This window comes from Pseudomonas sp. MWU12-2319 (assembly GCF_023242525.1).
Taxonomy (GTDB): Bacteria; Pseudomonadota; Gammaproteobacteria; order Pseudomonadales; family Pseudomonadaceae; genus Aquipseudomonas; species Aquipseudomonas gingeri_D.
The window spans coordinates 94644-118057 of the sequence record NZ_JALJES010000013.1 but is presented as its reverse complement, the minus strand read 5'-3'; the positions used below and the strand labels follow the sequence as shown (position 1 = coordinate 118057).

General features: G+C 61.3%; 17 protein-coding genes. 7 read left to right on the top strand and 10 right to left on the bottom strand.

Annotation, left to right across the window (positions count from 1 at the left end):
- The first annotated feature begins 45 nt into the window (after nucleotides 1-45).
- The 3 genes from M5C01_RS21205 to M5C01_RS21195 all read left to right on the top strand — a co-directional run bounded on the left by M5C01_RS21205 (nucleotide 46) and on the right by M5C01_RS21195 (nucleotide 5592).
- Nucleotides 46-2526, top strand: coding sequence for an autotransporter domain-containing protein (locus M5C01_RS21205; RefSeq protein ID WP_152740797.1), 2481 nt, complete (start codon nucleotides 46-48; stop codon nucleotides 2524-2526).
- A 133-nt stretch (nucleotides 2527-2659) separates the two neighbouring features.
- On the top strand, nucleotides 2660-4756 hold the full coding sequence (locus M5C01_RS21200) for a tetratricopeptide repeat-containing sulfotransferase family protein (RefSeq protein ID WP_152740798.1): 2097 nt from the start codon (nucleotides 2660-2662) through the stop codon (nucleotides 4754-4756).
- Nucleotides 4753-5592 (top strand): alpha/beta hydrolase, encoded by an 840-nt coding sequence (locus M5C01_RS21195; protein ID WP_152740799.1) that lies wholly within the window; start codon nucleotides 4753-4755, stop codon nucleotides 5590-5592. The genes M5C01_RS21200 and M5C01_RS21195 overlap by 4 nt, the downstream gene beginning before the upstream one ends.
- 13 nt (nucleotides 5593-5605) lie before the next feature.
- On the opposite strand, the gene M5C01_RS21190 is transcribed toward M5C01_RS21195, so the two are convergent.
- The 4 genes from M5C01_RS21190 to xylA form a co-directional block, all read right to left on the bottom strand.
- Nucleotides 5606-6742, bottom strand: coding sequence for a sugar ABC transporter permease (locus M5C01_RS21190; protein WP_103495589.1), 1137 nt, complete (start codon nucleotides 6740-6742; stop codon nucleotides 5606-5608).
- Nucleotides 6743-8299: a D-xylose ABC transporter ATP-binding protein gene (gene xylG, locus M5C01_RS21185; protein WP_152740800.1), complete on the bottom strand. Its 1557-nt coding sequence runs from the start codon at nucleotides 8297-8299 to the stop codon at nucleotides 6743-6745. It abuts the gene before it with no gap.
- Between the two features lie 32 nt (nucleotides 8300-8331).
- Nucleotides 8332-9333 (bottom strand): D-xylose ABC transporter substrate-binding protein, encoded by a 1002-nt coding sequence (gene xylF / locus M5C01_RS21180; RefSeq protein WP_152740801.1) that lies wholly within the window; start codon nucleotides 9331-9333, stop codon nucleotides 8332-8334.
- A 141-nt stretch (nucleotides 9334-9474) separates the two neighbouring features.
- Nucleotides 9475-10791, bottom strand: a complete 1317-nt coding sequence (xylA, locus tag M5C01_RS21175; protein ID WP_152740802.1) for a xylose isomerase — start codon at nucleotides 10789-10791, stop codon at nucleotides 9475-9477.
- A 153-nt stretch (nucleotides 10792-10944) separates the two neighbouring features.
- On the opposite strand from xylA, the gene M5C01_RS21170 reads away from it, so the two are divergent.
- Nucleotides 10945-12132 carry a XylR family transcriptional regulator gene (locus M5C01_RS21170; protein ID WP_152740803.1) on the top strand — a complete coding sequence of 396 codons (1188 nt, stop codon included), beginning with the start codon at nucleotides 10945-10947 and terminating at the stop codon, nucleotides 12130-12132.
- 171 nt (nucleotides 12133-12303) lie between these two features.
- Here the strand turns inward: M5C01_RS21170 and M5C01_RS21165 are convergent, their stop codons facing one another.
- The 6 genes from M5C01_RS21165 to M5C01_RS21140 all read right to left on the bottom strand — a co-directional run bounded on the left by M5C01_RS21165 (nucleotide 12304) and on the right by M5C01_RS21140 (nucleotide 19605).
- Nucleotides 12304-14205, bottom strand: coding sequence for an acyl-CoA synthetase (locus tag M5C01_RS21165; RefSeq protein WP_152740804.1), 1902 nt, complete (start codon nucleotides 14203-14205; stop codon nucleotides 12304-12306).
- Nucleotides 14205-15161 carry a fumarylacetoacetate hydrolase family protein gene (locus tag M5C01_RS21160; RefSeq protein WP_152740805.1) on the bottom strand — a complete coding sequence of 319 codons (957 nt, stop codon included), beginning with the start codon at nucleotides 15159-15161 and terminating at the stop codon, nucleotides 14205-14207. The genes M5C01_RS21165 and M5C01_RS21160 overlap by 1 nt, the downstream gene beginning before the upstream one ends.
- Nucleotides 15162-15316: 155 nt before the next feature.
- The gene (locus M5C01_RS21155; protein WP_152740806.1) at nucleotides 15317-16405 is read right to left on the bottom strand and encodes a VOC family protein; all 1089 of its coding nucleotides are present in this window, start codon (nucleotides 16403-16405) and stop codon (nucleotides 15317-15319) included.
- An 84-nt stretch (nucleotides 16406-16489) separates the two neighbouring features.
- Complete coding sequence (locus M5C01_RS21150; protein WP_103495598.1) at nucleotides 16490-17104, bottom strand: TetR/AcrR family transcriptional regulator; 615 nt, start codon at nucleotides 17102-17104, stop codon at nucleotides 16490-16492.
- Between the two features lie 174 nt (nucleotides 17105-17278).
- Nucleotides 17279-17947 (bottom strand): TetR/AcrR family transcriptional regulator, encoded by a 669-nt coding sequence (locus tag M5C01_RS21145; RefSeq protein ID WP_152740807.1) that lies wholly within the window; start codon nucleotides 17945-17947, stop codon nucleotides 17279-17281.
- Nucleotides 17948-17949: 2 nt separating this feature from the next.
- On the bottom strand, nucleotides 17950-19605 hold the full coding sequence (locus M5C01_RS21140; RefSeq protein WP_152740808.1) for a bifunctional 3-(3-hydroxy-phenyl)propionate/3-hydroxycinnamic acid hydroxylase: 1656 nt from the start codon (nucleotides 19603-19605) through the stop codon (nucleotides 17950-17952).
- 184 nt (nucleotides 19606-19789) lie between these two features.
- Between M5C01_RS21140 and M5C01_RS21135 the strand changes: the two genes are divergently transcribed.
- The 3 genes from M5C01_RS21135 to M5C01_RS21125 all read left to right on the top strand — a co-directional run bounded on the left by M5C01_RS21135 (nucleotide 19790) and on the right by M5C01_RS21125 (nucleotide 23389).
- Nucleotides 19790-21481, top strand: a complete 1692-nt coding sequence (locus M5C01_RS21135; RefSeq protein WP_178129936.1) for an AAA family ATPase — start codon at nucleotides 19790-19792, stop codon at nucleotides 21479-21481.
- Between the two features lie 60 nt (nucleotides 21482-21541).
- A complete protein-coding gene (locus M5C01_RS21130; RefSeq protein ID WP_152740809.1) occupies nucleotides 21542-21757 on the top strand; it encodes a hypothetical protein in 216 nt (71 codons plus the stop codon).
- Nucleotides 21758-21979: 222 nt separating this feature from the next.
- Nucleotides 21980-23389, top strand: a complete 1410-nt coding sequence (locus M5C01_RS21125) for a TolC family protein (RefSeq protein WP_248764387.1) — start codon at nucleotides 21980-21982, stop codon at nucleotides 23387-23389.
- Nucleotides 23390-23414: the final 25 nt, after the last annotated feature.

The following is a 23414-nucleotide window of genomic DNA, read 5'->3' as shown; positions in this document are numbered from 1 at the left end:
CGAAAATCACAATGACCCTTTTATTACCGTTGGGGAAAACACCGCATGCACTCGTCCAGACATCCATCATCACGAACACCAGGCCGCTTGACGGTCCTGGCCATCGCCATTGCCTCGGCGTTGGCCGCAGGTCAGGCCAGTGCCACCCCTCCTGCTATTGGTCTTAACAACAGCACCCCGCTCCCCTCGCTGAACAATCCGCTGGGGACCAGCATTAATGGCGGCGTTAACGGGATTGTCAACTCCTCCAGTATCGGAACGTTGAGCAACAGCGGCACTGTCTCTGGCGGCAGCGGTGGCATTTACAACAGCGGTACCATCACTTCGCTGAACAATGAGACGGGCGGCACCGTCTCTGGCGGCGACACGGGTATTAGCAACGGCGGCAACATAGGGACGTTGAGCAACAGCGGCACCATTCACGGTGGCTCCTCCTCTGGTGTTTACAATTACGGCAGCATCGGGACACTGAGCAACAGCGGCAGTATTTCCAGTGACACCAACGGTGTGGCTAACTTCGGTACCCTCACCTCGCTGAACAATGAGACGGGCGGCACTATCTCTGGCGGGCTCGTGGGTATTTACAACGGCGGCGCCGCTACTCTCAGCTCGCTGAACAACGAGACTGGCGGCATTATCTCTGGCGGGCGCACGGGTATTTACAACGCCGGCAGCATCGGGACCCTGAACAACAGCGGTTTCATCACGGGTAACCTATACGCCCTTTACAACATTTCAGCGGCGACTCTGGGCACTGTTACCAATGCCGGGACCATCGCCGGCGCGATCCGCAATGACGCGGCGCAGAGCCTGACAATCAACGGCGGTACAGGCTCGGTGTTCGGCATCCTGACGGGAGCAGGCGACGGTAGTGTGAGCACCAGCAACATCGGTCAGATCACCAATAGTTTCTCGAACCTGGTATTTGGCTCTGGCAACCTGTTGCTCAATGACAACATCACCGTTTTGGGTGACCCTACCCATACGGTGTCCAACCTGGCGGCCACGCTGCAGGTCAATAACACGATCCATATCAACGGCAATTACCAGCAGGGCGCCAACGCCAGCCTGATCCTCGGCGTGGCCGACAATGCCGTGACCACCGGTAATGTTGCCACCGACAGCGGTTACGGCCGCCTGGTGGTGTCCGGCAGCGCGAACATCGCTTCGGGTTCCACGATCGGTTTGCAGAAGCTGGGCAGCTATGGTTTTGCCCAAGGCCAACGCTACGTGGTGATTCAAGCCAACTCCACGGGGACGAACTACAACGCCAACACCCTTCACTACACGGTTGCGGGTTTTAACGCAGCGGGCACCAGTGTGGCCGATGGCGCCAACAGCGACTTGTTGGTAACGCTGGGGTCGACAGCGCCGCTCAACCAGGCCACCAGTGCCAATGGCACCGCCCCCCTGGCCGGGCTGTTCCATTACGACGGTCTGAATGCCGACTTGATGAACCTGTTCAACGCCGCTGCCGCCCTCGACTCTTCGGCCGCTGGCAACCACGCCGGGGCCCAGTTGAGCCCGACCGCGAACGCCAGTGCCGCCACCCAGGCGTCGACCGCTTCCACCGTACAAGTGCTCAATGTCGCCGCGGCGCACCTCGATGGGTTGCGCACCGCACAGAACGACAGCGTCGGCAGCGGTGTCGCCACAGGCGAAAGCGCCAGCAACACCGGGCTCTGGGGCCAGGCCTTCGGCGGCAGTTCGCGCCTGGGTGAACGCGACGATATCGCCGGTTACCACGCCCGCTATAGCGGTTTCCTGCTGGGCGCCGATGCCGCGTTCAACGACAGCTGGCGCGCCGGTGGCCTGTTCAGCTACACCAAGACCACGGTCAACAACGACGGCGACAACAGCGGCAGTTCCGCCGATGTGAAGTCTTACGGTCTGTTCGGCTACGCCAGCTACCAGGGCCAGCCGTGGTATCTGGACCTGTCGCTGGGGGCCATCCAGCATCAGTACGATACCCAGCGTGAAATCAGTTTCAGCGGTTTCAACGGCGCGGCCAAAGGTCAGCATGACGGGATGCAGTACATTGCTTCCGCCCAGGCTGGCTACCCGATCGACCTCGGCCCGACCCTGGCTCACACCATCCTCACGCCGATTGCCGGTTTGACCTACAGCACCTTGCGTCAGGATAGCTACACCGAGAGCGGCGGCAATGGCGCGGCGCTGCACCTGGACTCCAGCAACACCACTTCGCTCAAGAGCGACCTGGGCGCCAAGCTGGAGCGTTCCTTCGCCACCTCTTACGGCAGCGTGGTGCCTTCGGCGCAACTGACCTGGCGGCATGAGTATCACGACAAGGGTCTGCAGTCGGTCGCCAACTATGCCGCCGACACCTCGGGCGCCACCAGCTTCACCAGTCCGGGCGCGAAAGCGATTGCCGACACCGGCGTGCTGGCGTTGGGCGTGACCCTGCTGCACAGCGAAAACCTCAGCCTGGGGGTGAAGTACACCCTGGAGGCGGCGAGCGGTTACACCGCCAATACCGGTGATGTGCAGGTGCGCTGGAACTTCTGATCCGCTACATTGCGCCTAACCGAAAACGCCTGTTGTTCAGTGATGAACAATGGGCGTTTATCCGTCAGTCGGCAGCGGATGTGGACGAAAATCCTTTGCACAGTAGTCTCTACTCCCTATTTGAAGGCCCCCCATGAGCGGCACACCGACAACTCCCGGTACTCCACAACTGACGTTTGCCGAAGCCATGACGCTGGCCCATCAACACTGGAACGCGGGCCAGGCACAACAGGCCGAGCAGCTGTGCCTGCGGATCCTGGGGCAATGGCCGCAACAGGCCGACGCCCTGCATTTGCTCGGGCTGATTGCCCACGCCTTCGGTCGTCTGGAGTTGGCCGTGAGCTACCTGCGCCAGGCTTGCCAAACACTGAGCGCACCGGCGATCTACTTCAGCAACCTGGCCGAGATGTGCCGCCAGCAAGGCCTGCTGGTGGAGGCCGAACAGGCGGCTCGACAGGCTGTTGCGTTGGACCCCGCGCTGGTGGATGCCTGGAGCAACCTGGGGATCATCCTGCAGGAAAGCGGCAAACTGGACGACAGCCTCGAGTGTCTGCAGCGCGTCGTGGCGCTGCGGCCGCAAGTGGCACAAGCCCATAACAACCTGGCCAATACCTATCGCCGCCTGGATCGACAAGACCACGCCGGTTGGCATTACAAGCAGGCGTTGAACCTCGACCCGAATTACGCCGAGGCCTACAGCAACCTGTGTTTTTTACTGAGTTCACAAGGGCATTTCGATGAGGCGGTGGCGGCCGGACGACGAGCTGTCGAACTCAGCCCGCGGCTGGTCGATGCGTACCTGAATATCGCCGAAGCCGAAACTCAACGCTTGAACCATGGCGAAGCGTTGCGTTGGTTGGATGCACTGTACCGGGTTGCCCCCGGCCATGTCGGTGGCTTCACGGCACGGGCCATGCTCTTGAAAAAGGGCGGACTCTTCGACGAGGCCCTGCACTGCGCGCGGCAAGCGTTGGCATTGGCACCCAATGACGCCAGTGTGCACAACGCCATGGGCAATGTGCTTCAGGCCAGCGGCCTGCACGATCAGGCCCTGGAGCATTTCAATCAGGCGGTGGCGTTGCCTGGCTCGGTGACCGAAGAGGCGATGATCGCACGGGGCACGCTGCTCCTGGAAAGTGGCCGCAAGGAAGAGGCCGCCGTGGCCTTCGAACAGGCGCTGAGCGCGTTTCCGGGGTCGATCCGCGCACTGACGGGGCGTTCGGACAGCAAGACCTTTAAACCCGGTGATACCGATATCGCGGCCATGGAGGCCGGGTTGGTGCGCGAGGGCGGTCTGCTGCTGGCCGACAAACTGTTGGCTCACTTTGCCTTGGGCAAGGCGTATCTCGACACGGGCGATTCCGCGCAAGCCTTCCATCACCTGGATAGCGGAAACCGACTCAAGCGCTCCACCTTTGCCTATGATTCCCAGACCACGCGGCAATGGATGCAGAGCATTGCCGGGTTGTTCACCGATGAATTTCAATCCGCGCGGCAAGGGCAGGGAGCGGCATCGTCGCTGCCGGTCTTTATCATCGGCATGCCACGCTCCGGCACTACCCTGATCGAGCAGATCCTGGCCTCCCATCCGCGGGTGCAGGGCGCGGGGGAATTGTCGTCGCTGCGTCTGGCGGTGGAAAACCAGGGAAGATTTCCGCAAAACCTGGCCAACGGCTCGGCGCCGGATCTGGCCAGGATCGGTCATGACTACCTGGAGCGAATCAAACCCCTGGTCGACGCACGGGATCGCCTGGTGGACAAGATGCCGGGCAATTTTGTCTATGCCGGCCTGATTCCGCTGATCCTGCCTGGTGCCCGTATCATTCACTGCCGCCGCGATCCGGTGGATACCTGCCTGTCCTGTTACAGCAAGCAATTCAGCGGTGATCAGCCGTTCAGCTACGACCAGACCGAATTGGGGCAGTTCTATCGCGATTATGAAGCCTTGATGAGTCACTGGCGCCAGCTGCTGCCCGCCGAATCCTTTATTGAAGTGGACTACGAGTCGGTACTGGACGACCTTGAAGGACAGGCCAAGCGCTTGATCAGCTTTATTGACCTGCCGTGGGACGAGGCCTGCCTGGACTTTCACAAGACCCGGCGCGTGGTGCGTACCGCCAGCGTCAATCAGGTGCGCCAGCCCCTCTACAAGACTTCGAAAGGCCGCTGGCATGCCCATGCCGAACAGCTTGGGTCGCTGTTGGCGGCGCTGGGCCTTGCCGAGGCATGAAAGGCTTGAACTGGGGGCTGTTCACTTTTCTGTGTGCGTTGCTGGGAATACTCGCCGGCTGTGCCGATCCGAACCGGCATGCCGAAACCCTGGCGCACAGTGCGCACCTGCAGCGAGAACAGGTCGATACCGACAGCTTTGTGCTGACCAGTTTTTACCGGATAACCCGTCCTGACCTGCCGCTGAACCTCTACATCGAGGGCGATGGCCTGGCCTGGCGCTCACGTACCACGCCGTCGGAAAATCCAACGCCGCATCAGGCCGAGGGCCTGGCGTTGGCGGCGGCGGATCCGGGGCCCAATGTTGTGTACCTGGCACGCCCCTGTCAGTTCACGCCGCTGGCGATCAGCCCGCGCTGTGATAAAGCCTACTGGACGCAAAAGCGCTTTGCCGAGGACGTGGTGGTGGCGATGAACCAGGCCGTGAGCCACTTTGCTCTCCAGGTGCCAGGCCAGCGCATCCATCTGGTCGGTTATTCGGGAGGTGCCGCCCTGGCGGTATTGATTGCTGCCAGGCGTAGTGATATCGCCTCGTTGCGCACCGTGGCCGGTAACCTCGATCACGCCGAAGTCAATCGCCTGCATCAGGTGTCGGCGATGCCGGAGTCGCTCAATGCCATCGACGTTGCACGCCAGGTGGCGTCCATCCCTCAGCTTCACTTCAGCGGAGGCGATGACAGTGTCGTGCCGCCGGTGATTGCGCGGCGTTTTGTCAGCGCCACTGCCGGTGTCTGCGCCTATAGCCAGATTGTGCCGGGCATGGGTCATGAAAGCGATTGGGCGCGCCTCTGGCCGCAATTACTGCTTATCGCTCTGCCGTGCTCCTCGAGTCGTTGAGTGCGCTGCCTGATCAGCGTCGCCCGTTCCGGGTGCTCACATCCACCCATACGGCCAGCACCAGGATGCTGCCTTTGACAATCATCTGCCAGTAGCTGTCGACATCGAGCATGGACATGCCGTTGTCCAGGCTGGTGATGACCAGCGCGCCGAGGAGGGCGCCGTAAACGGTGCCCGAGCCACCGCGCATGGAGGTGCCGCCGATGAAGCAGGCGGCAATGGCGTCGAGTTCGCCCATGGTCCCGGCCGAGGGTGAGCCCGCGGCCAGGCGCGCGGTATTGACCACGCCGGCGAGGGCGCACATCAGGCCCATGATGCCGAAGATCCACAGCTTGACGGCCTGCACGTTGATGCCGGACAGGCGCGTGGCTTCCATATTGCTGCCCACCGAATAGATGCGTCGTCCGAACACGGTCTGGCTGGTGATGTAGCTGAACACCCCCAGCAGCATCAGCAGAAGCAGCACCGGCACCGGGATCCCGTCGTAGCTGTTCAGGGTATGGACGAACCCCGCCAGCACCGCGCCGATCAACACCACGCGCAAGACGTCACGCACCAGCGAGTGTGCCACCAGGCCATGGAGGGCCCGATTGCGGCGCTGTTTCCAGGTCAGGAAAAGTGTCAGGGCGAGCAGCAGTATGCCCAGGCCTGTCCCGACCGTGTGTGGCAAATAACCCTGGCCGACATAGACCAGCGACGGTGATACCGGGGCGATGGTGGTGCCGCCGGTAATCCCCAGCAGAATGCCGCGAAACGCCAGCATGCCGCCCAGGCCCACAATGAATGACGGGATGCGCAGGTAGGCGGTCATAAAGCCGTTTGCCAGGCCAATCATCCATCCGCACAGGGCGACAATGCCCAGGTTCGCCAACAGCGGTACGTGATAGATCACGTCGAGAATCGCCGCCAGGCCACCCAGCAGGCCAAGCAATGAGCCCACCGACAAGTCGATCTCGCCGCTGATGATCACCAGCACCATGCCGCAGGCGAGAATCCCGGTGATGGACATCTGCCGCAGCAGGTTGGAGAGGTTGCGCGGGGTCAGAAATCCGCCGTCGGTCTGCCAACTGAAAAATAGCCAGATAATCGCCACGGCGATCACCAGCGCGAGCATTTTGTAGCGGGTGAAGAGTTGTTTGAGCTGATTCATCTACGCGGTTTTCCGATCATTATTGTTATGGTCATCGGGAGAGCTGAGGGCGGCGGTGAGCAACTGTTCCTGGGTGAGTTCGTGGTTGATGAAGTCGCCGCGCAGCTGGCCTTCGCCGATCACCAGGACGCGATCGGAAACGCCCAGCACTTCGGCCAGCTCCGAGGACACCATGATGATCGACACGCCTTCGGCCGCCAGCGCGCCCATCAGCTTGTAGATCTCATACTTGGCGCCGACATCCACCCCGCGGGTGGGTTCATCGAGAATCAGCACGCGGGGGTTGGTCAGGAGCATCTTCGCCAGCACGGCTTTCTGCTGATTGCCGCCGGAGAGGCTGGTGATCGGCAGGAACGGGCTTGCGGTCTTGAGGTGCAGGCGCGAGATTTCCTTGTTGATGCTGCCCAGTTCGGCTTCGGCGTCGATACGGGTCATTCTCGAGTAGTTGCCCAGCACGGCCAGGGTGATGTTCTGGCCGACCCCCAGGTCCGGAATGATGCCCTGGCGCTTGCGGTCTTCAGGGACCATGCACAGGCCGGCGCGGATGGATTTGAGCGGCGTGCGGGTGTCGATCGGCCGGCCGTCCAGCCAGACTTCACCTTCATGGCGGCCGGGGTAAGCGCCGAACAGTGCCGACACCAGTTCCGTGCGACCGGCACCGACCAGGCCGGCGATGCCGAGGATTTCCCCGCGCTTGAGGACAAACGAAATATCGTCGACCCGTTTGCGCCTGGGGTTGTCGACGTCGTAGCAGGTGATGTGGCGCGCCTCGAAAATTACCTCGCCGATAGCATGGGGTTCGGTGGGGTAGAGCGTGCTCATTTCCCGTCCGACCATCTGGGTGATGATCGTCGGGATGTCCAGGTCCGCCATGGCGGTCGTAGCGATGTGCTTGCCATCGCGGATCACCGAAATGGTGTCGCACACGGCGGCCACCTCATCCAGTTTGTGGGAGATATAGACGCAGGCAACGCCCTTGGCCTTGAGGTCGCGAATGATATCCAGCAGCACCTCGATTTCCGAGCGGGTCAGGGCCGATGAAGGCTCGTCGAGGATCAGCAGGCGCGCCTGCTTGTTCAGCGCCTTGGCGATTTCCACCAGTTGCTGGTAGCCACCGCCATACTGTGAAACCGGTAGCGAGACGTTCATGTCCGGCACCTTGAGCTCACGCATCAGGGCTTCGGCACGGTGGATCATCGCCGGGTAGTTCATGCGCCCGCCGGGCAGCGTCAGCTCGTGCCCCATAAAGATGTTTTCGGCCACCGACAGGTCGGGGACCAGGGTCAGCTCCTGGTGAATGATGACGATTCCGGCGGCTTCGGTGTCGCTGATGGACTGCGCCTTGAGCGGCTGCCCGTCCCAGAGAATTTCGCCTTCCCAGGTGCCATGGGGGTAGACCGCCGACAGGACTTTCATCAGCGTGGATTTGCCGGCGCCGTTCTCGCCGCACAGACCCACGCATTCCCCCGGCTTGACCTTGATATCGATGCCATTCAGGGCTTTGACACCGCCAAAGGATTTGACGATGCCATTCATTTGCAGCAGGTAGTCGGACATGGCGAGGTACTCACAGGGTACAGCTCGGTGGGTCACTGTCCGGCAATCTGCGCCTTGGTATAAAACCCGTCTTTTTCCAGCAGGTCGATATTGTCTTTGGTCAAGGGGATCGGAGTGAGCAGGATGGTGTCGACCTTCTTGCTGCCGTTGTCGGATTGCGAGCTGTAGCTGGGTTTCTCGTTACGCGCCAGTTGCACCGAGAGCTTGGCCGCTTGCGAGGCGATCAGTTTCAGCGGCTTGTAGACGGTCATGGTCTGGGTGCCATCGATCACCCGTTTCACCGCTGCCAGGTCTGCGTCCTGACCCGAGATCGGCACTTTCCCGGCCATCTGCTGTGCGGCCAGTGCCTGGATGGCCCCCCCGGCGGTGGCGTCGTTGGAGGCGACGATGCCATCGATCTTGTTGTTGTTCCGGGTCAGGGCATTTTCAACAATGCTCAGGGCTTCGGTGGGGTTCCATTCCTTCACCCACTGTTGGCCGACAATCTTGATATCTCCCTTGTCGATGGCCGGTTGCAGCACTTTCATCTGGCCTTCGCGCAGGACCTTGGCGTTGTTGTCCGTGGGCGCGCCACCGAGCAGAAAGTAGTTGCCCTTGGGCGCCGCTTTCAGCACGCCGCTGGCCTGCATCTCGCCGACCTTTTCGTTATCGAAGGAGATATAGGCGTCTATATCGGCGTTGAGGATCAGTCGGTCATAGGACACCACCTTGATCCCGGCCTTCTTGGCTTCGGCGACGGCATTGGTCAGCACGGTGGCGTTGAACGGCACGATGACGATCACATCGACACCACGGGAAATGAGGTTTTCAATCTGCGAAATCTGCTTCTGCTCGTTGGCATCGGCCGACTGCACGAAGACCTTGGCGTCCATTTTTTCCGCCGCCGCGACGAAGTAATCACGGTCTCGCGACCAGCGTTCCAGACGCAGGTCATCGATGGAGAAACCGATCTTCGGGTGGGCGGCATCGGCCATGACCGGTAGCGAGAGCAGGGCCAGAGCGCTGGCGAGCAGAGTGTGTTTTAGTGCGTTCATGATGGTGCGTCCTTTTATTGTTGTTGGAAAGACACTGCCTGGCGATGAATAAGCCGCCGGTGGAACTGTAGAGCGTCGCAGGGCGCCGCGAGCATGGATTTGTCGTGAGAATGTCACCGCGACGCCGGGGTTCGCCCGCCTTCAGGGGTAGATGAAACGATTCACTACACCTTCGAGCATCTCCTGCCGACCGCTGACGGCCTGCGGATTCAGCTCGTGGCTGAAGGCATGTTCGGCCAGTGATTCGAGGCTGAACTCACCCGCCAGCACCGCCTGGCCGAGTGGCTGCTGCCAGCCGGCGTAGCGTTGATCCTTGAATTGCTGGAGTCGGTCGTTCTGCACCATGGCCGCCGCGCGCTCCAGGGCCAGGGCGAGGATGTCCATTGCCGCGACGTGGCCGTGGAACAGATCGACCTCGTCCACGCTCTGGCGACGGACCTTGGAGTCGAAGTTGAACCCGCCATTAGTGAACCCGCCGGCCTTGAGGATTTCATAGGTGGCCAGGGTCATCTCCTCGACGCTGTTGGGGAACTGGTCGGTGTCCCAGCCGTTCTGCGGATCGCCGCGGTTGGCGTCGATGCTGCCGAAGATCCCCAATGAGACGGCCGTGGCGATCTCGTGATGGAAGCTGTGCCCGGCCAGGGTCGCGTGGTTGGCCTCGATATTGACCTTGATCTCGTTTTCCAGCCCGTACTGGTGCAGGAAGCCGAAGACCGTGGCGCTGTCGTAATCGTATTGGTGCTTGGTCGGCTCCTGGGGCTTGGGTTCGATCAGCAGGTCGCCTTTGAAGCCGATCTTGTGCTTGTGCTCGACCACCATGCGCATAAAGCGACCCAATTGTTCACGTTCGCGTTTCAGGTCGGTATTGAGCAGGGTTTCGTAACCCTCGCGACCGCCCCACAGTACGTAGTTGGCCCCTTTGAGCCTTTGGGTGGCGTTCATGGCGCTGAAGACCTGGGCGGCGGCGCAGGCGAACACTTCCGGGTCGGGGTTGCTGGCCGCGCCCGCGGCAAAGCGCGGGTTGCTGAAGCAGTTGGCGGTGCCCCACAGCAGCTTGATCCCGGTTTGTTCCTGATGGCGCTCCAGGTGATCGATCATCTGCGCGAAGTGATTGCGGTACTCCTTCAGCGAGTTGCCTTCCGGGGCGACATCGGTGTCGTGGAAGCTGTAGTAGTCGATGCCCAGTTTGGAGAAGAACTCGAAGGCTGCTTCGGCCTTGCCGATGGCCAGCTCCATCGGATCCCCGGCATGCTGCCACGGACGCTTGAAGGCGCCGGCACCGAACATGTCCGCCCCCGGCCAGACGAAGGTGTGCCAGTAGCAGGCCGCCATGCGCAGGTGTTCGCGCATGGGTTTGCCGAGGACCAGCTTGTTGGCGTCGTAGTGGCGGAAGGCTAAGGGTGAGTCGCTGCTGGGGCCTTCGTAGCGAATCTTGTCGACAACGGGGAAGAACGGCATTGGAATGTCCTTGTTGTTCTTGGCTGTACCCCGATACTAGCAACGGCCCGGTGGCTGCAAATTATGAAAATCATCAAGGCGCAGTGCGATTTTGAGTATTGAGATTCGTCGTTTGCGCGCCTAGTCTGTGTTGACCGGTCCAGGATCAAAACAATGAAAACCGTCCCGCCCGTCCACCGTATTGCGCTGTTGTTCAACGGCAGCAAGATCTACGATCGCGGCATTATCAGTGGCATCGGCAACTACCTGAGCAGCACCCGTGCATCCTGGGACCTGTTCCTTGAGGAGGATTTTCTCTGTCGGTTGAAAGGGATCGAGCGCTGGCAGGGCGATGGGATCATTGCCGACTTCGACGACCCGCTGATCGGCGAGGCGCTGGCCGGAATCAAGTTGCCAGTGGTGGCGGTGGGCGGGTCCTATCAGGATGCGCGCGCCTATCCGAAGGGCATTCCCTATGTCGCCACCGACAATGACGCACTGATGAAACTGGCCTACGAGCACCTGATCGAGGCCGGGTTGACCCGCTTTGCCTGCTTCAGCCTGCCTGAAGCGCAAGCCAATCGCTGGGCGCAGGAACGGGAAAAAGCCTTTCGCCGGCTGCTCAAGCGTGATGGTTTGCCTGTCGAGGTCTATCGCGGCATGGGCACCAGCGCGCCGCTCTGGGACAGCGCCGTCGAACAGCAGATCGCCTGGTTGCAAAGCCTGCCCAAACCCATCGGCATCATCGCCGTCAGTGACGCCCGTGCCCGGCAGTTGCTGCAAGCCTGCCTGACCGCCGGGATCGCCGTGCCGGAGCAGGTGGCCTTGATCGGCATTGATAACGACCCGCTGACCCGCAGCCTGACCAGGGTGCCGCTGAGTTCAGTGGTCCAAGGCACCGAGACCATGGGCCGGACCGCCGCGCACCTGCTCCATCAGATGCTGCACGGCATGCCGTCCACGGGCACGCAGATACTGATCCCCCCGGATGCGATCAATGTGCAGGCCTCGAGTCTGCATCAACCGTTGGGCGATCCCTACGTCATGCAGGCGCTGCTCTTTATCCGCCAATACGCCTGCCAGGGTATCAAGACCGCGCAGGTGGCCGCGTACGTGGGCGTGTCGCGCTCATCGCTGGAGTCGCACTTTCGTACGGTGCGCGGCTGCAGCGTGCACGACGAGATCCTGCGCTTCAAACTGGCGGCGGCGGCCAATGGACTGGAACACACGGATTCGGCGATTGCCGATATCGCGCAGAATTGCGGCTTCAAATCGGCGCAATACCTGCACACGGTGTTCCGTCGCGAGTTCGGCTGTACGCCACGGGAGTATCAGCAGGGCGCCCATGTAGCGATTCATTGAGTCAATAGATCAAAGTGTCCAGTGGCTCAGGCGTATCAAGAGCGATCGTGATGTTATATTTTCCATTCAGGGGTAGAACGGCAGGGGCGTCGGAAACCTCGGCTTGTCCTTTGAGGTTGACCTTCGAATGATAAGTCACTCCCATTCAGGGTTGCTGAGATACACTCGTTATCAGTCAACCCAGTCAACTTGAAAGTTGTAACACCCCAGCAGAGGGGCAAGGATTTTCTGGTGAACTCCGGATTGAATACGAACTAAAAGTCCTCGGTTACTTTCTTGTACGACGTCGACCGCAATGCCAGAGAGTCCAAGGTGTTCAATCTCCAGTTGTACCGTGCTGGCGATTTCCCGTTGCTGCAGGGCCGGTTTGAATATCTTGCCGACCGCAGTCAGGGGTAACGCCTCGAGTATTTCAATGCGTTTGGGGATGGCTGCGCGTTCGCTGATGCTGAGATTGGCGAACGCCAGCAGCTCTTCGGCGCCGCAGAATTGGCCGGGCTTCAATTGGACATAGGCGACAGGTACTTCCCCTGAATAGGCATCAGGGCTGCCGATCGCGGCCACCAAGGCAACAGCAGGGTGGGCCTGCAACACTTCCTCGATTTGCTTGGGGTCGATATTGTGTCCGCCACGAATGATCAATTCCTTTTTGCGTCCGGTCAGCCAGAAATAACCCTGTGCATCCTGGCGACCCAGATCGCCGGTATTGAGCCAGCGTCGGCCGTCGATATCGATCCACAGTCCCTGGTTGTGACCCTCTTCCAGATAACCGTCGAACAGATTGGGACCGCTGATCGTGATCAGCCCGGTTTCGTCGACATTGGCATCGCGCAGGTATTCCCCGGCCTCATTCAATAGCACCGCGCGCATGTCCTGGTAAGCAAGGCGTATCCCGATGGAGCCGGTGCGTCGCTCGCCATGGGGCGGATTGACGGAAGAAACGCAGGCGCCCTCCGTGAGCCCATAGCCTTCAAGGATATGTACCCCGGTCTGCTCTTCGAACTCGCGCAACAAATCCACCGGCATGGGGGCGGCGCCACACAAGGCATAACGAAGGCTGGACAGATCATAGGCACGTGGATTGTTTCTTAGCAGGGCCGCGTAGACGGTGGGCACGCCGGAAAAGAAGTTGATGCCGAAGTGCTCGACCATTTCCCAGAAGTTTGGGATAACGCCAGGGTCTCGGTAGCCTTGGGCCGTGCCCAGGATGACATGGTCACCCTGGCTCCAGGGCATCAGTCCCGTGACCAGTTGTCCATTGACATGGAAAAGTGGCAGGCCGCAAAAGATCACCTGGCCACTCCGGCGAGGTTGTAAGTGCGCGGCCATGGCCCAGGCGTTGAATACTTCCGAGCCATGGGTGCGGGCGGCAATCTTGGGCAGCCCGGTGGTGCCGCCGGTACAGAAGTAAGAAGAACGCTCTTCAGGGCGGATGTGTCTGCCGCTCTTGAGGTGAGTTTCTGGCTGGGCTTCCATCAGCTCGCGCAGATCGTGGATCACGGTATTACCGTGAAAGGCCCGCTCCCTCTGCGCCAAGCTTCTGAGCATGTCGCGCTCAGGCTCGCTGACATAGGGTTCCAGGCTGACCCAGATGATATGCCTGATTCCGGGCAGATCGTTCAATTGATCAGCCAACTTGGCCCACAGATTGTTATCTGGGGTGGGTGCCAGTGTCACCACCACCGAGGCTTTGGCCGAGTTCAGCAAGCTGGCAATCTGCTTCGCTTCCTGCAATGGGTTGATTGCCATGACGATGCCCGCTGCCTCGGCGCCCCAGATAGTGAAATGGGTCTCCGGTAGATTGGGCAGGACGAAGGCGAGTACTTCTCCCGGCACGATGCCCAGGTCGTGGAAGGCATTCGCCGCGCGGGTTATTTGCGCGAAGAGTTGGGAATAATTCCATTCGAAGGTACGCGTGAAGTGAGTGGCGTCAGGGAAGAAGCTCAACGCCGGCGCTTGAGGATTGCAGACGGCGGCACGGCGCAAGGCCTCATAGGTGCTGGCGGCCAGATTGCGCTCTGAAAGCGGGGTTTGTTCCAGGTGCTTGATGTCTACCAGGCTCTGCACGCTCATCAGACTTCTCCTACTACCTGATTGCGTTGTATGCCCAGATCGATCAAGCCGTCGGCGCTACGAATATGCGCCTCGACCTTGTCGCCTGGCTTGAGATACTGGGAGCGTTTCTCCTGGGCCTTGAGGAACAGTTTCCACTTGCTGGCTTCGGGTAGCAGGGCGGCGATGCGCTGCTTGCCGGGGGAGGGGATGCTCAAGGCGCAGCCGGCCGGCGTGCCGGTGGCAATCAGGTCTCCCGGGGCAAGATCTTGTACGGACGAAAGCTCGGTCAGGGTTTGCGCGGGACCGTAGACCAGGTTGGCGGTGCTGTCGTTTTGACGCATCTGGCCGTTGACCGTCAGGCGCAATTGCAGGGCCTTCAGATAATGCATGTCCTCGGCCCCCAGCAGGCAGAGGTGGGGGCCGACCGGGCCAAAGGTACGGAAACTCTTGCCTTTGTAGAACTGCATCTGTGGAATCTGGATGTCACGAGCCGAGTAGTCGTTGACAATAACGACGCCGGCGATGAATTCATGCAGATTGTCGTCAGTGACAGAGACAGGGCCGGTGATCTCGCGTTTCATCACCAGGCCCAGCTCGATTTCGTAGTCCAGGAACCGGACATTGCGCGGCTTGATCAGGTTGCTGTCGGCCGCCACCAGGCAACTGGTCGCCTTGGTGAACATCATGTTGAAGTGCTTTGCGTCGGGGTTCATGCCCGATTCGATCATGTGCTGACGGTAGTTGGCACCCTGGCAAAGGAACTGCTGATTACGGGTCACCGGGGACAGCAACTTGACGTCGCTCTTGGCCAGTTCGATGCCTTTCAGTTGAAGCAAATCGTCGATGGTGTTCTGGCGGATGAACTCGCCGGTCGTGGCAAAGACTCCGGGAACCGGTGTAATAAGGTTCTGGCGTATGACGCCCCATTGGACGGTGTTTTGGTATTCGAAGCGGACAATATGGACAACGGACATTGAAGGCACTCCAGAAGCATTGTTTGCCCGACTTTTGCCAGGCTTAGTTGTTGTATTGGGCCCATGCAGGGCATGTTGTCGGCGTGCGAGCGGCCTGCACCAGGGCGTCGGCGCCACACGCAGCGCACTTGTCGGGTGGTACTGAACAGGCGGACTTATCCGAACAGGCGGGCCAGCGCCATAAGCTTGCGTAGCGTCAAGTCCGGGCTGCGTCGCAGATTGCGAATCAGCATTCGCAGATTGCCCAGTGTCAGCTTGGGCTGGGTAAAGCTCTTGGGCATGCGTTGCCCCCATTGCGCCATGGCCTCGCGGCTGACCGGATGAATGCCGGTGGGCTGTGTGGCAGTGAAGAGGTCGCCGTCACAGTAGTGCTCGTGTTTGTCTGCCCATGGGTCCTGCCAGTAATCGAAGATCTGGCTCCCCAGAATGTGCCGGCCGATCCCCCACGAATGCTTCCAGCCTCGCTCCCGCAGGACCCGCTGTCCCATGCCCAGTGCATCGGCATCGACCACTTCATAGGCGCTGTGGCTGTAGGTCGCCGTGAATCCCTGGGCAATGGCGAGGGTATGGTGATCTGTTGGAATCTCACCGCGATCCAGGCGCATGAAGGTGACGATGGGGGAGCCATCCGGGAGAACCTGTATATCGCTGGGGATCAGCCCGAAATGCTGTGTATACCAGGCGCAGGTGGCTTGATAATCGGCGACTTCGATGACGACGTGACCCAGGCGCAATATTTCCGGGGGCGTTATTGGTGGGCGTTGAGCTCTGTTGATGCGTGGCTGCTTATCCGCCAGATTGAGCGAAAGAGCGGCCCTGTGCGGCAGCGGAACACTTGAGGACTGGCCGCAGATGGCTTCCACGATGAAGCCGGAGGGGTCGAGCAGCCGGACCTGTTTTCCGCCCCCCGGATGTTCGATCCGCTCGATAGCTGAAGCACCCTGGAGCTGGGTCAGGTGATCCAGATCGCCGAGACGGCCGACTTCCAGCCCGTAGCCCAGAAAGCGTGCTTGGGCCGCTCGATGAATACGGTAGCAGTAGGGGCTGGGGTCGGCAGCCCGGAGATAGAGCGTATCCGTGTCCCGGTGACTGACGCTCAGACCGAAGTCGCTCAGAAAGTGCGCCGCTTCATCAAGGTCCGGTCGTTCGAAGATAAGATGGGTGAGGCGTTGAGCTTTGACGCTCGGGGCGGGATGCCGGGCGGGTTGCAACGTGCTCAGTCGAGGTGCTGCGCTATCGTTCATTATTGTTCTCCGAACTTTTTTCGGGCAAAGCAGCGCCGAGCCCCATAAACAACAGGGGCGAAAACCACAGCGGTGGTGAAGGGGTTAGTCGAGCGCCGGGAGTGTGGGCAGTTCCTCGCTCGCCAGTCTCGCAGCCTCCTGTGCCGGCACGCCGAGTGCCCGGAGTACGAATTCCGCCGCGTCGGAACCCGCATCGCGCCAGGTTCTATGACCTTCCAGCACCAGGAACATCGCACCCAGTGCAGTGCTGGAGATCAGCGTAATGACCGAGAGCAGTTGGTCTTGTCGGAAGCTGTAGCAGCCACTGGCGTGCCCCTCCAACAGGTCCTTCGTGGCCTGACTGGCGAACATCTCGCGCAGCGCGGCGTTACTCATCGCGAATCGATGAATGAAAGTGCCCCACTGGGGCTCCTCATGGGTACGTCGGATAAAGAAGCGGATGCCATTGGCCAGACGGTGGGCAGGCTGGGCGAGGGTCTCGAAACTCTTATTGACCCGTTCGTGCATTTCAGCGCTGAGATGGGCCGCAACCGCTTCGAACAGCTGCTCCATGCTTTTCACGTTGCTATAGATCGTCCCGCGAGCAACACCGGCCTCAGTTGCAAGATCGCTGATACTCACGTCAATGGCGCCGCGCTCGGCAAAAAGGCGAAGGGCGGCTTGATGGATGCGTCGCTGTACCGGATTCAGGGATTCCACGCTTTATCTCCAGGGTCGTCTTACAATCAATTGAACACCTGTGTTCAATATTGGTCAATTGTTTTTTTGAGCTGGAGGGTGATCTTTATTGGGTTCTGTCCGTTATCCGAGGGTTTTTGCGGTATTGGAGGCGTTTTTTCATCGACAGGCTTTGTGTATTTTGAACATTTGTGTTCAGTTTTCTGGCTGGGTGTCCATGTTCACAACAGGCAGTGGCAAGCTGGCGATTTTCCTGGCTTTGGCTGGCGTGACGCCCAGCGCCTTGAGGACCATTTCGGCGACCCGCACATCGTGTTCCGCCACTGTACGACCCTCGACAACAGCGCGCATGGCCCCGGTGGTGCATGACAACACCAGGTCCAGGGCGATGCCTTCGTCTTCGAATGCAAAAGCACCCTCACGGCGACCTTGGCGCAGGTCGTCAAGTACATGGGCGGCCAGTCGCGAGCGCGTCGCCTCGCCGAAGTGGATGATGCGCAGCAGCGCGCTGGCCCACGGGTGGTCATCGCCGGCTCGGTTGATGAACATGCGCACGCCGACGCAAAGGCGCTCGGCACCGCTGTGCAATCCGCTGCTCAAGACGGAAATGGCATCGGAGAACTCGGTGGCCATGGCGATGCCCACGGCTTCGAGCACTTCGTCGCGAGTGCGGAAGTAGTTGTAGATGGTGCCATTGGAGACCTCCGCTTCCGCGGCGATCTCGAGCAGGGCGATCTCCCCCACCTCCTTGCGTGCGACCAGGCGTCGCGCTGCGTCGACCAGGCCGCGACGGGTGCGCTCACGTTTCTTGTGGCCTCGCGTGAGAGGCTGGGGCGCTGCGGGTGCTGGGGAGGAGGAGGGCATACTCAGGCTCGTAGTCGAGGGGGCTCGCTGATGGTAATGGAAACCCGTTCAACAATGCAGTCGTCGCCCGTTATCAGATCAATGCAGGCTTGAACCAGATGGCCCGCCTGCGCGCCGTCGGCATGGTGCATGACGAGGCGGTCGGGGCGTACCACCACCAGCGTGCCCTTGGCCGCCAGCGGCAGGATGTCATGGTTCAGATCCTCGATAAAGGCGCAATCACCCAGCGGACGTTGACCGCACGGCCCGATATGCAAGAAGTTGCCGCCGGTTCGTTTCCAGGCCCCGACCTGCTCGGCGCAGAGCAGCGACAGCGGGTCGATGCCGAATCCGATCAGGGTCAGGTGGTCTCCAAGCGCATCGTCACTCAGGTGGATCTGCTGTTGGGCGTTGCGAACCCAGGCCTGGGGAAAGAGCCCTCCGCGAACCAGCTTGTCACCACGGCGATGAGGGGCGAACAGGCCTTTCCTGAAGATGTTTTTCGGTTTGATGTCCAGCTCTTCGAAGTACTTGCGGGTGGTAGGCATCAAGGCGAGCAGGCGCATCAGGCCATGGGTGAAGAAGGCTCCCAGCTTGCTTCTGGGCATGATCAGGCGTCCCATGAGCTTGGCCATGTCGATCATTGCCTTGGCATGGGGGCGGCGCTCCTCGTCATAGGAGTCCAATATCGAGGGCGAGGCTTGTCCGCGCAGGACCCAGGCGAGTTTCCAGGCCAGATTGGCGGTATCGCGAAGGCCGGCGACCAGGCCCTGTCCGACGAAGGGCGGCGTGATATGAGCGGCATCTCCTGCAAGAAAAACGCGCCCCTGGCTGAAGCGGTTGCAGCAGCGCGCGTGGAACCGATACACCGCCGTGCGCTCGATCTGCAGCTTTTGCGGATCGATCCAGGGGGCGATCAGTCGAGCGATGTTTTGCGGATTTTCCATTTCTTCGCGGGTTTCACCCGGTTGCAGCATGAACTCCCAACGCTCCCTTCCGCCGGGCGCCGGCATGTGTGGCGTGGGCCGCCTTGGATCGCAAAGGAACTCGATGTGATCGATCGCTGACTGGTGCCGATTGCCGGCATCGACAATCAGCCAGTCCTCGGCATAGGTCTGCCCTTCGAAATCCTGGCCGATCAGGGTTCTGACCCTGGAGCTCGCGCCATCGGCGCCTACCACGTACTGGGCGCGAACAGAGTGGACTTGGCCCTCCTGGTCCCGGACGGACGCAATGACGCAGCCTGGTGCATCGGTCAGGTGTTCGAGCTCGAAGCCACCCAGGCTGACCACCGACTCGAACCGTGAGACCTGTTCTCGCATCGCCCGCTCGAGGTCGGGCTGATAGAACGTCACCAGTTTGGGATGGCCATCAATGCTCCCGGTGGTATTGGCGCGACTGAAATCCCCGAGGGTCGTGGAGCGCATCCGCACTTCGGGGATCACGATCTTCTCGAAAGCGTCCTGGGCCAACCCGGCGAGTTGCAGGATGCGTAGCGCCTCGTTGTCCAGGGCGATGGCGCGAGGCATCAGCAGGATCTCATGGGCCTTGTCCAGGATCAGTGTCCTTACGCCGTAGCGTCCCAGCAGTGCCGCGAGTGTCGCGCCTACCGGGCCGTTGCCCACGATCAATACATCGACTGCGCTTGGCGGCAGCGTGCCGGCTTTCTTGTTATTCATACCGAGCCCTTGTTGTGGTTGTTTTTTTTGGCAGTGAAACCCAGGGTTTCATCGTCAGGCAGCATGAGGTTATGCAAAAATGAGGTTTGTTTCAATATTGATTATTGTGTCATTATATCGAGGTCGCTCTTTTTGCCAGCATGGAACGCATAACTGTCTTCATCTGAGCCTGTAGGAGTCGCCTGTGGTGCGTGCGCTGTGTCATCCGAATCCACTGCGGATCCGCTTTGTCGATTTTGAACTCGATGAGGCCAATGCTCGCCTGTCGTGCAATGGAGAGGCGGTGGCGCTGGCGCCGACGCCGTTCAACCTGTTGTGCGCGCTGGCGCGCGAGCCGGGGTCGCTTCTGAGCAAGGATGCGTTGCTTGACGCGGTCTGGGGACACCGCTTCGTCAGCGAGTCGGTGCTGAAAACCGCCATCAGCGATCTGCGCACGACACTGGGCGACTCTCCCCGAGCACCACGTTTTATCGAGACCGTGTCCCGGCGTGGCTATCGCTTTATTGCCACGCCGTCCCTGACGCCTTTGACGCCGACCAGCCTGGCGATAACACCGCAAGCCGTCACGCAAGCGCCGCTGTTTATCGGCCGTGGCGCTTCGCTTTCGCGCTTGCAACGGGCCTGGGTGCAGGCGCAAGGCGGCCAGCGCTCGATGTTCTGGCTCGCCGGCGCGCCGGGAATCGGCAAGACCCTGCTGATCGAGCATTTCATGGCGGGTCTCGACGGCGCCACCTGCGCGCGCGGCCATTGTGTGGAGCCCCTCGGTACTGGCGAGCCGTACCTGCCGGTGCTGGAAGCGATTGCCGGTTTGTGCCGCGTCGACCCGGCGCTGCCGGCACTCTTGCGGAGCGTGGCGCCCACCTGGCTGTTTCAACTGCCGTGGCTGAGTAGCGCCCAGGAGCGTGAGGCGTTGCGGCACGAGCTTGCCGGTGTCGGCCCGGAGCGCATGCTGCGGGAAATGGGCGAGTTGCTGGAGCGTTACACGGAGCAACGCCCCTTGTTGCTGGTCACCGAAGACCTGCATTGGGGCGACAGGGCCACCCTCCAACTGATCGACTACGTCGCCCGGCGACGGGGGCGCATGCGGTTGATGTGGGTGGCGAGTTTTCGCGTCGCCGAGGTGGTGGCGCTCGATCATCCGCTCAGTTCGTTGCGACACGAACTTCGTTTACAGCGCTTATGCGAAGAAGTGGTGCTCGATCCGTTTTCGGAGACCGAGATCGCCGATTATGTCGCTACGCGTTCGGTCTCACTGGCGCACGATGAAGGGTTCGTGCGGGCGCTGCACGATCACACCGACGGCGTGCCACTGTTCGTCTCGTCGTTGCTCAATGAAGTGATGGACCGTGCGGACGATGACGCCACCGTCGAGGCCCGGCTGGCGAACCTCACGGTTCCCGAGAATCTGGCATCTATCATCGATCATGTGATCGCCAGGCTCGGTCGGGAAGAGCGTGATCTGCTCTCGGCGGCGGCGATATGTTCGGGGGCTTTCCGGGTGGAAACGCTTTCGCTGGTCCTTGAGCGTGACCTCGCTTCGCTGGCTTACGCCTGCGAGGAGCTGGTTCGCGGGCAGGTGTGGCTGACACGGTCACGGACGGTCGATGGGGCAGAGGTGTCCGCGCAGGCCTACTCGTTCCGTCACGCGCTCCTGCGTCAGGTGCTGTACGAGCGCACGCCGCTTTCGCTGCGTATTCACCTGCATCGTCAGATCGGCGACGCCCTTGAGCGTGAGCGGTCGTTCGGCGTTCCGGTCGCCGCCTCAGACCTGGCGATGCACTTCGAACGGGCCAGTCGGCCGGTGATTGCGCTGTCGGACTTCGGCCTGGTCGCGACCATCAGTGCCCATGGCGACCGGATGCCGACCCTTTGCTGACAACTTGATCGGGGCATGGCTTTAGGCTGTTGCCGAACGTCTCCGATCCCGTGGTCTGCAATGGTCCTGAATCCTGAATCCAAGTATCCAAACCGCCGCACGTATGTGCTGAAGCTGCGTAGCGACGCCGCGCCGGGGGGCCTTGCCGGGCGCCTGGAAAATCTGGTGACCGGCCGTCAGTGCGAGTTCTCATCCGTCGAAGAGCTGTCGGCGTCGATTGCCGACGACCTTGCATCGATAGCCGGTGAGCGTGCCGCGGATGCCGCCGGCGAATGACCCCACCTACCCGATAGAACGCTCCATAGGGCGACCGAATCACGACGCTTGGCTGACAACTTGGCGTGCGGCCGACCCTATGCTGGCGTCACCTCGAATTCCTACGAGTCCAATCCGATGTCGCGACTTCACCTCCTTCTTTCGTTGATCCACCCTGGCGGGCAGACGTCCCGCCCATCTGCCGATTGCCTGGGCGGCCTTGCCGCTGCGGTGACGCTTGCCATGTCTATCGCGCTGGCCCTGGCGGGCTGTTCCACGCCCATCGTCAAGCCTGCGGTGGACCTGCCGGGCAAGTTCGCCGCGACCGCGGCCTCGGGGATGGAGCCCGAAGTCGCATGGTGGGAGGCTTTCAAGGATCCGGTGCTGAGCGATCTGGTACGCCGCGCGATGCGCGATAACCGCGATATCAAGATCGCCTCCGAGCGCCTGTGCGCCGCACGCGCCGGCGAGACCATCAGCCGCTCCTGGTTGTTTCCGAGCATCAGTGGGTCCGCCTCCGGTACCGACCGCAGTAGCGGGTACGACACGGCCACGAAGGCGGGCTATCCCGATACCAAAACCGCAAGCGTGGGGCTGGACGTTTCGTGGGAGCTGGACCTGAGCGGCCGTTTGCGGGCTGGCGCGAGCGCGGCCCAGGCCCAGGCGCTGGCCGCGGAACACAGCGTACGCGGTGTGCGCCTGCTGGTGATGAGCGATGTTGCCAGCAATTACTTCACACTGGTCGGTGCGCAGCGTCAGGTCGACACCCTGCGGGCCATGTCGGCGATGCAGGACGAGACCTTGCGTCTGGTCACCGCACGCCAGCGCGTGGGCCTGGCAACCGTCTTCGACGTGGAGCGTGCCGAGGCTGACGCGGCCTCCGCGCGTGGGCAGATTCCGCCACTGGAAACCCTGGCGGCGGTGGCACGCCATCGCCTTGCGGTACTGATCGGTGACCAGGCCTTCAATGCCGCCGCCATCGTACCCTCGCGCGGCGATGTAGTGGTGCCTCAGCCGCAGCCCGGCCAGCCGGCCACGTTGCTGGAGCGCCGGCCCGACGTGCTGGAACTGATGGCGCAACTGGATGCGGCCAACGCTCGCCGTCAGCAGGCCGCCGCCGAATGGTTTCCGCGTCTGTTCCTCGGTGCCTCCTACGGCAGCCAGGGCCTGGAACTCAATGGTGTGGGGCTGGGCGCTGCCCGCTATACCAATGTGGCGGGCCTGCTGACGATGCCGCTCTTCAACGCCGGGCGCACGCGGGCCATCAATGAGGTTGCCGAGAGCGGCCAGCGTGAAGCGCTGCTGCGTACCGAGGACGGCATCGCCCGTGCGCTCGAAGACGTGGAGAACTCGCTGGTCGGCCTTTCCCAGGAGCGTCGTCGTTCGGCGTCGTTGCAATCGGCTGTGGTGGCTGCGGATTCCGCGCTGGGCCGGGCTCAATCGCTCTACGACCGGGGGCAGATCGACCTGTTGCCGCTGCTGGATGCGCACCGTGTGCGCCTGACGATGCGTCTGAACGCCAACGACAGCAACACTCGTCTGCTGCTCGACAGCGTACAGCTCTACAAGGCGCTGGGCGGCGGCTGGCAGGTTTTCGAGTCCGTGCCTCCCGCCGGCACCGCCACTGCCGGCGCCGTGCGTCCACTTTCCTGAATCCCGTCGCTTACAACGAGGAACT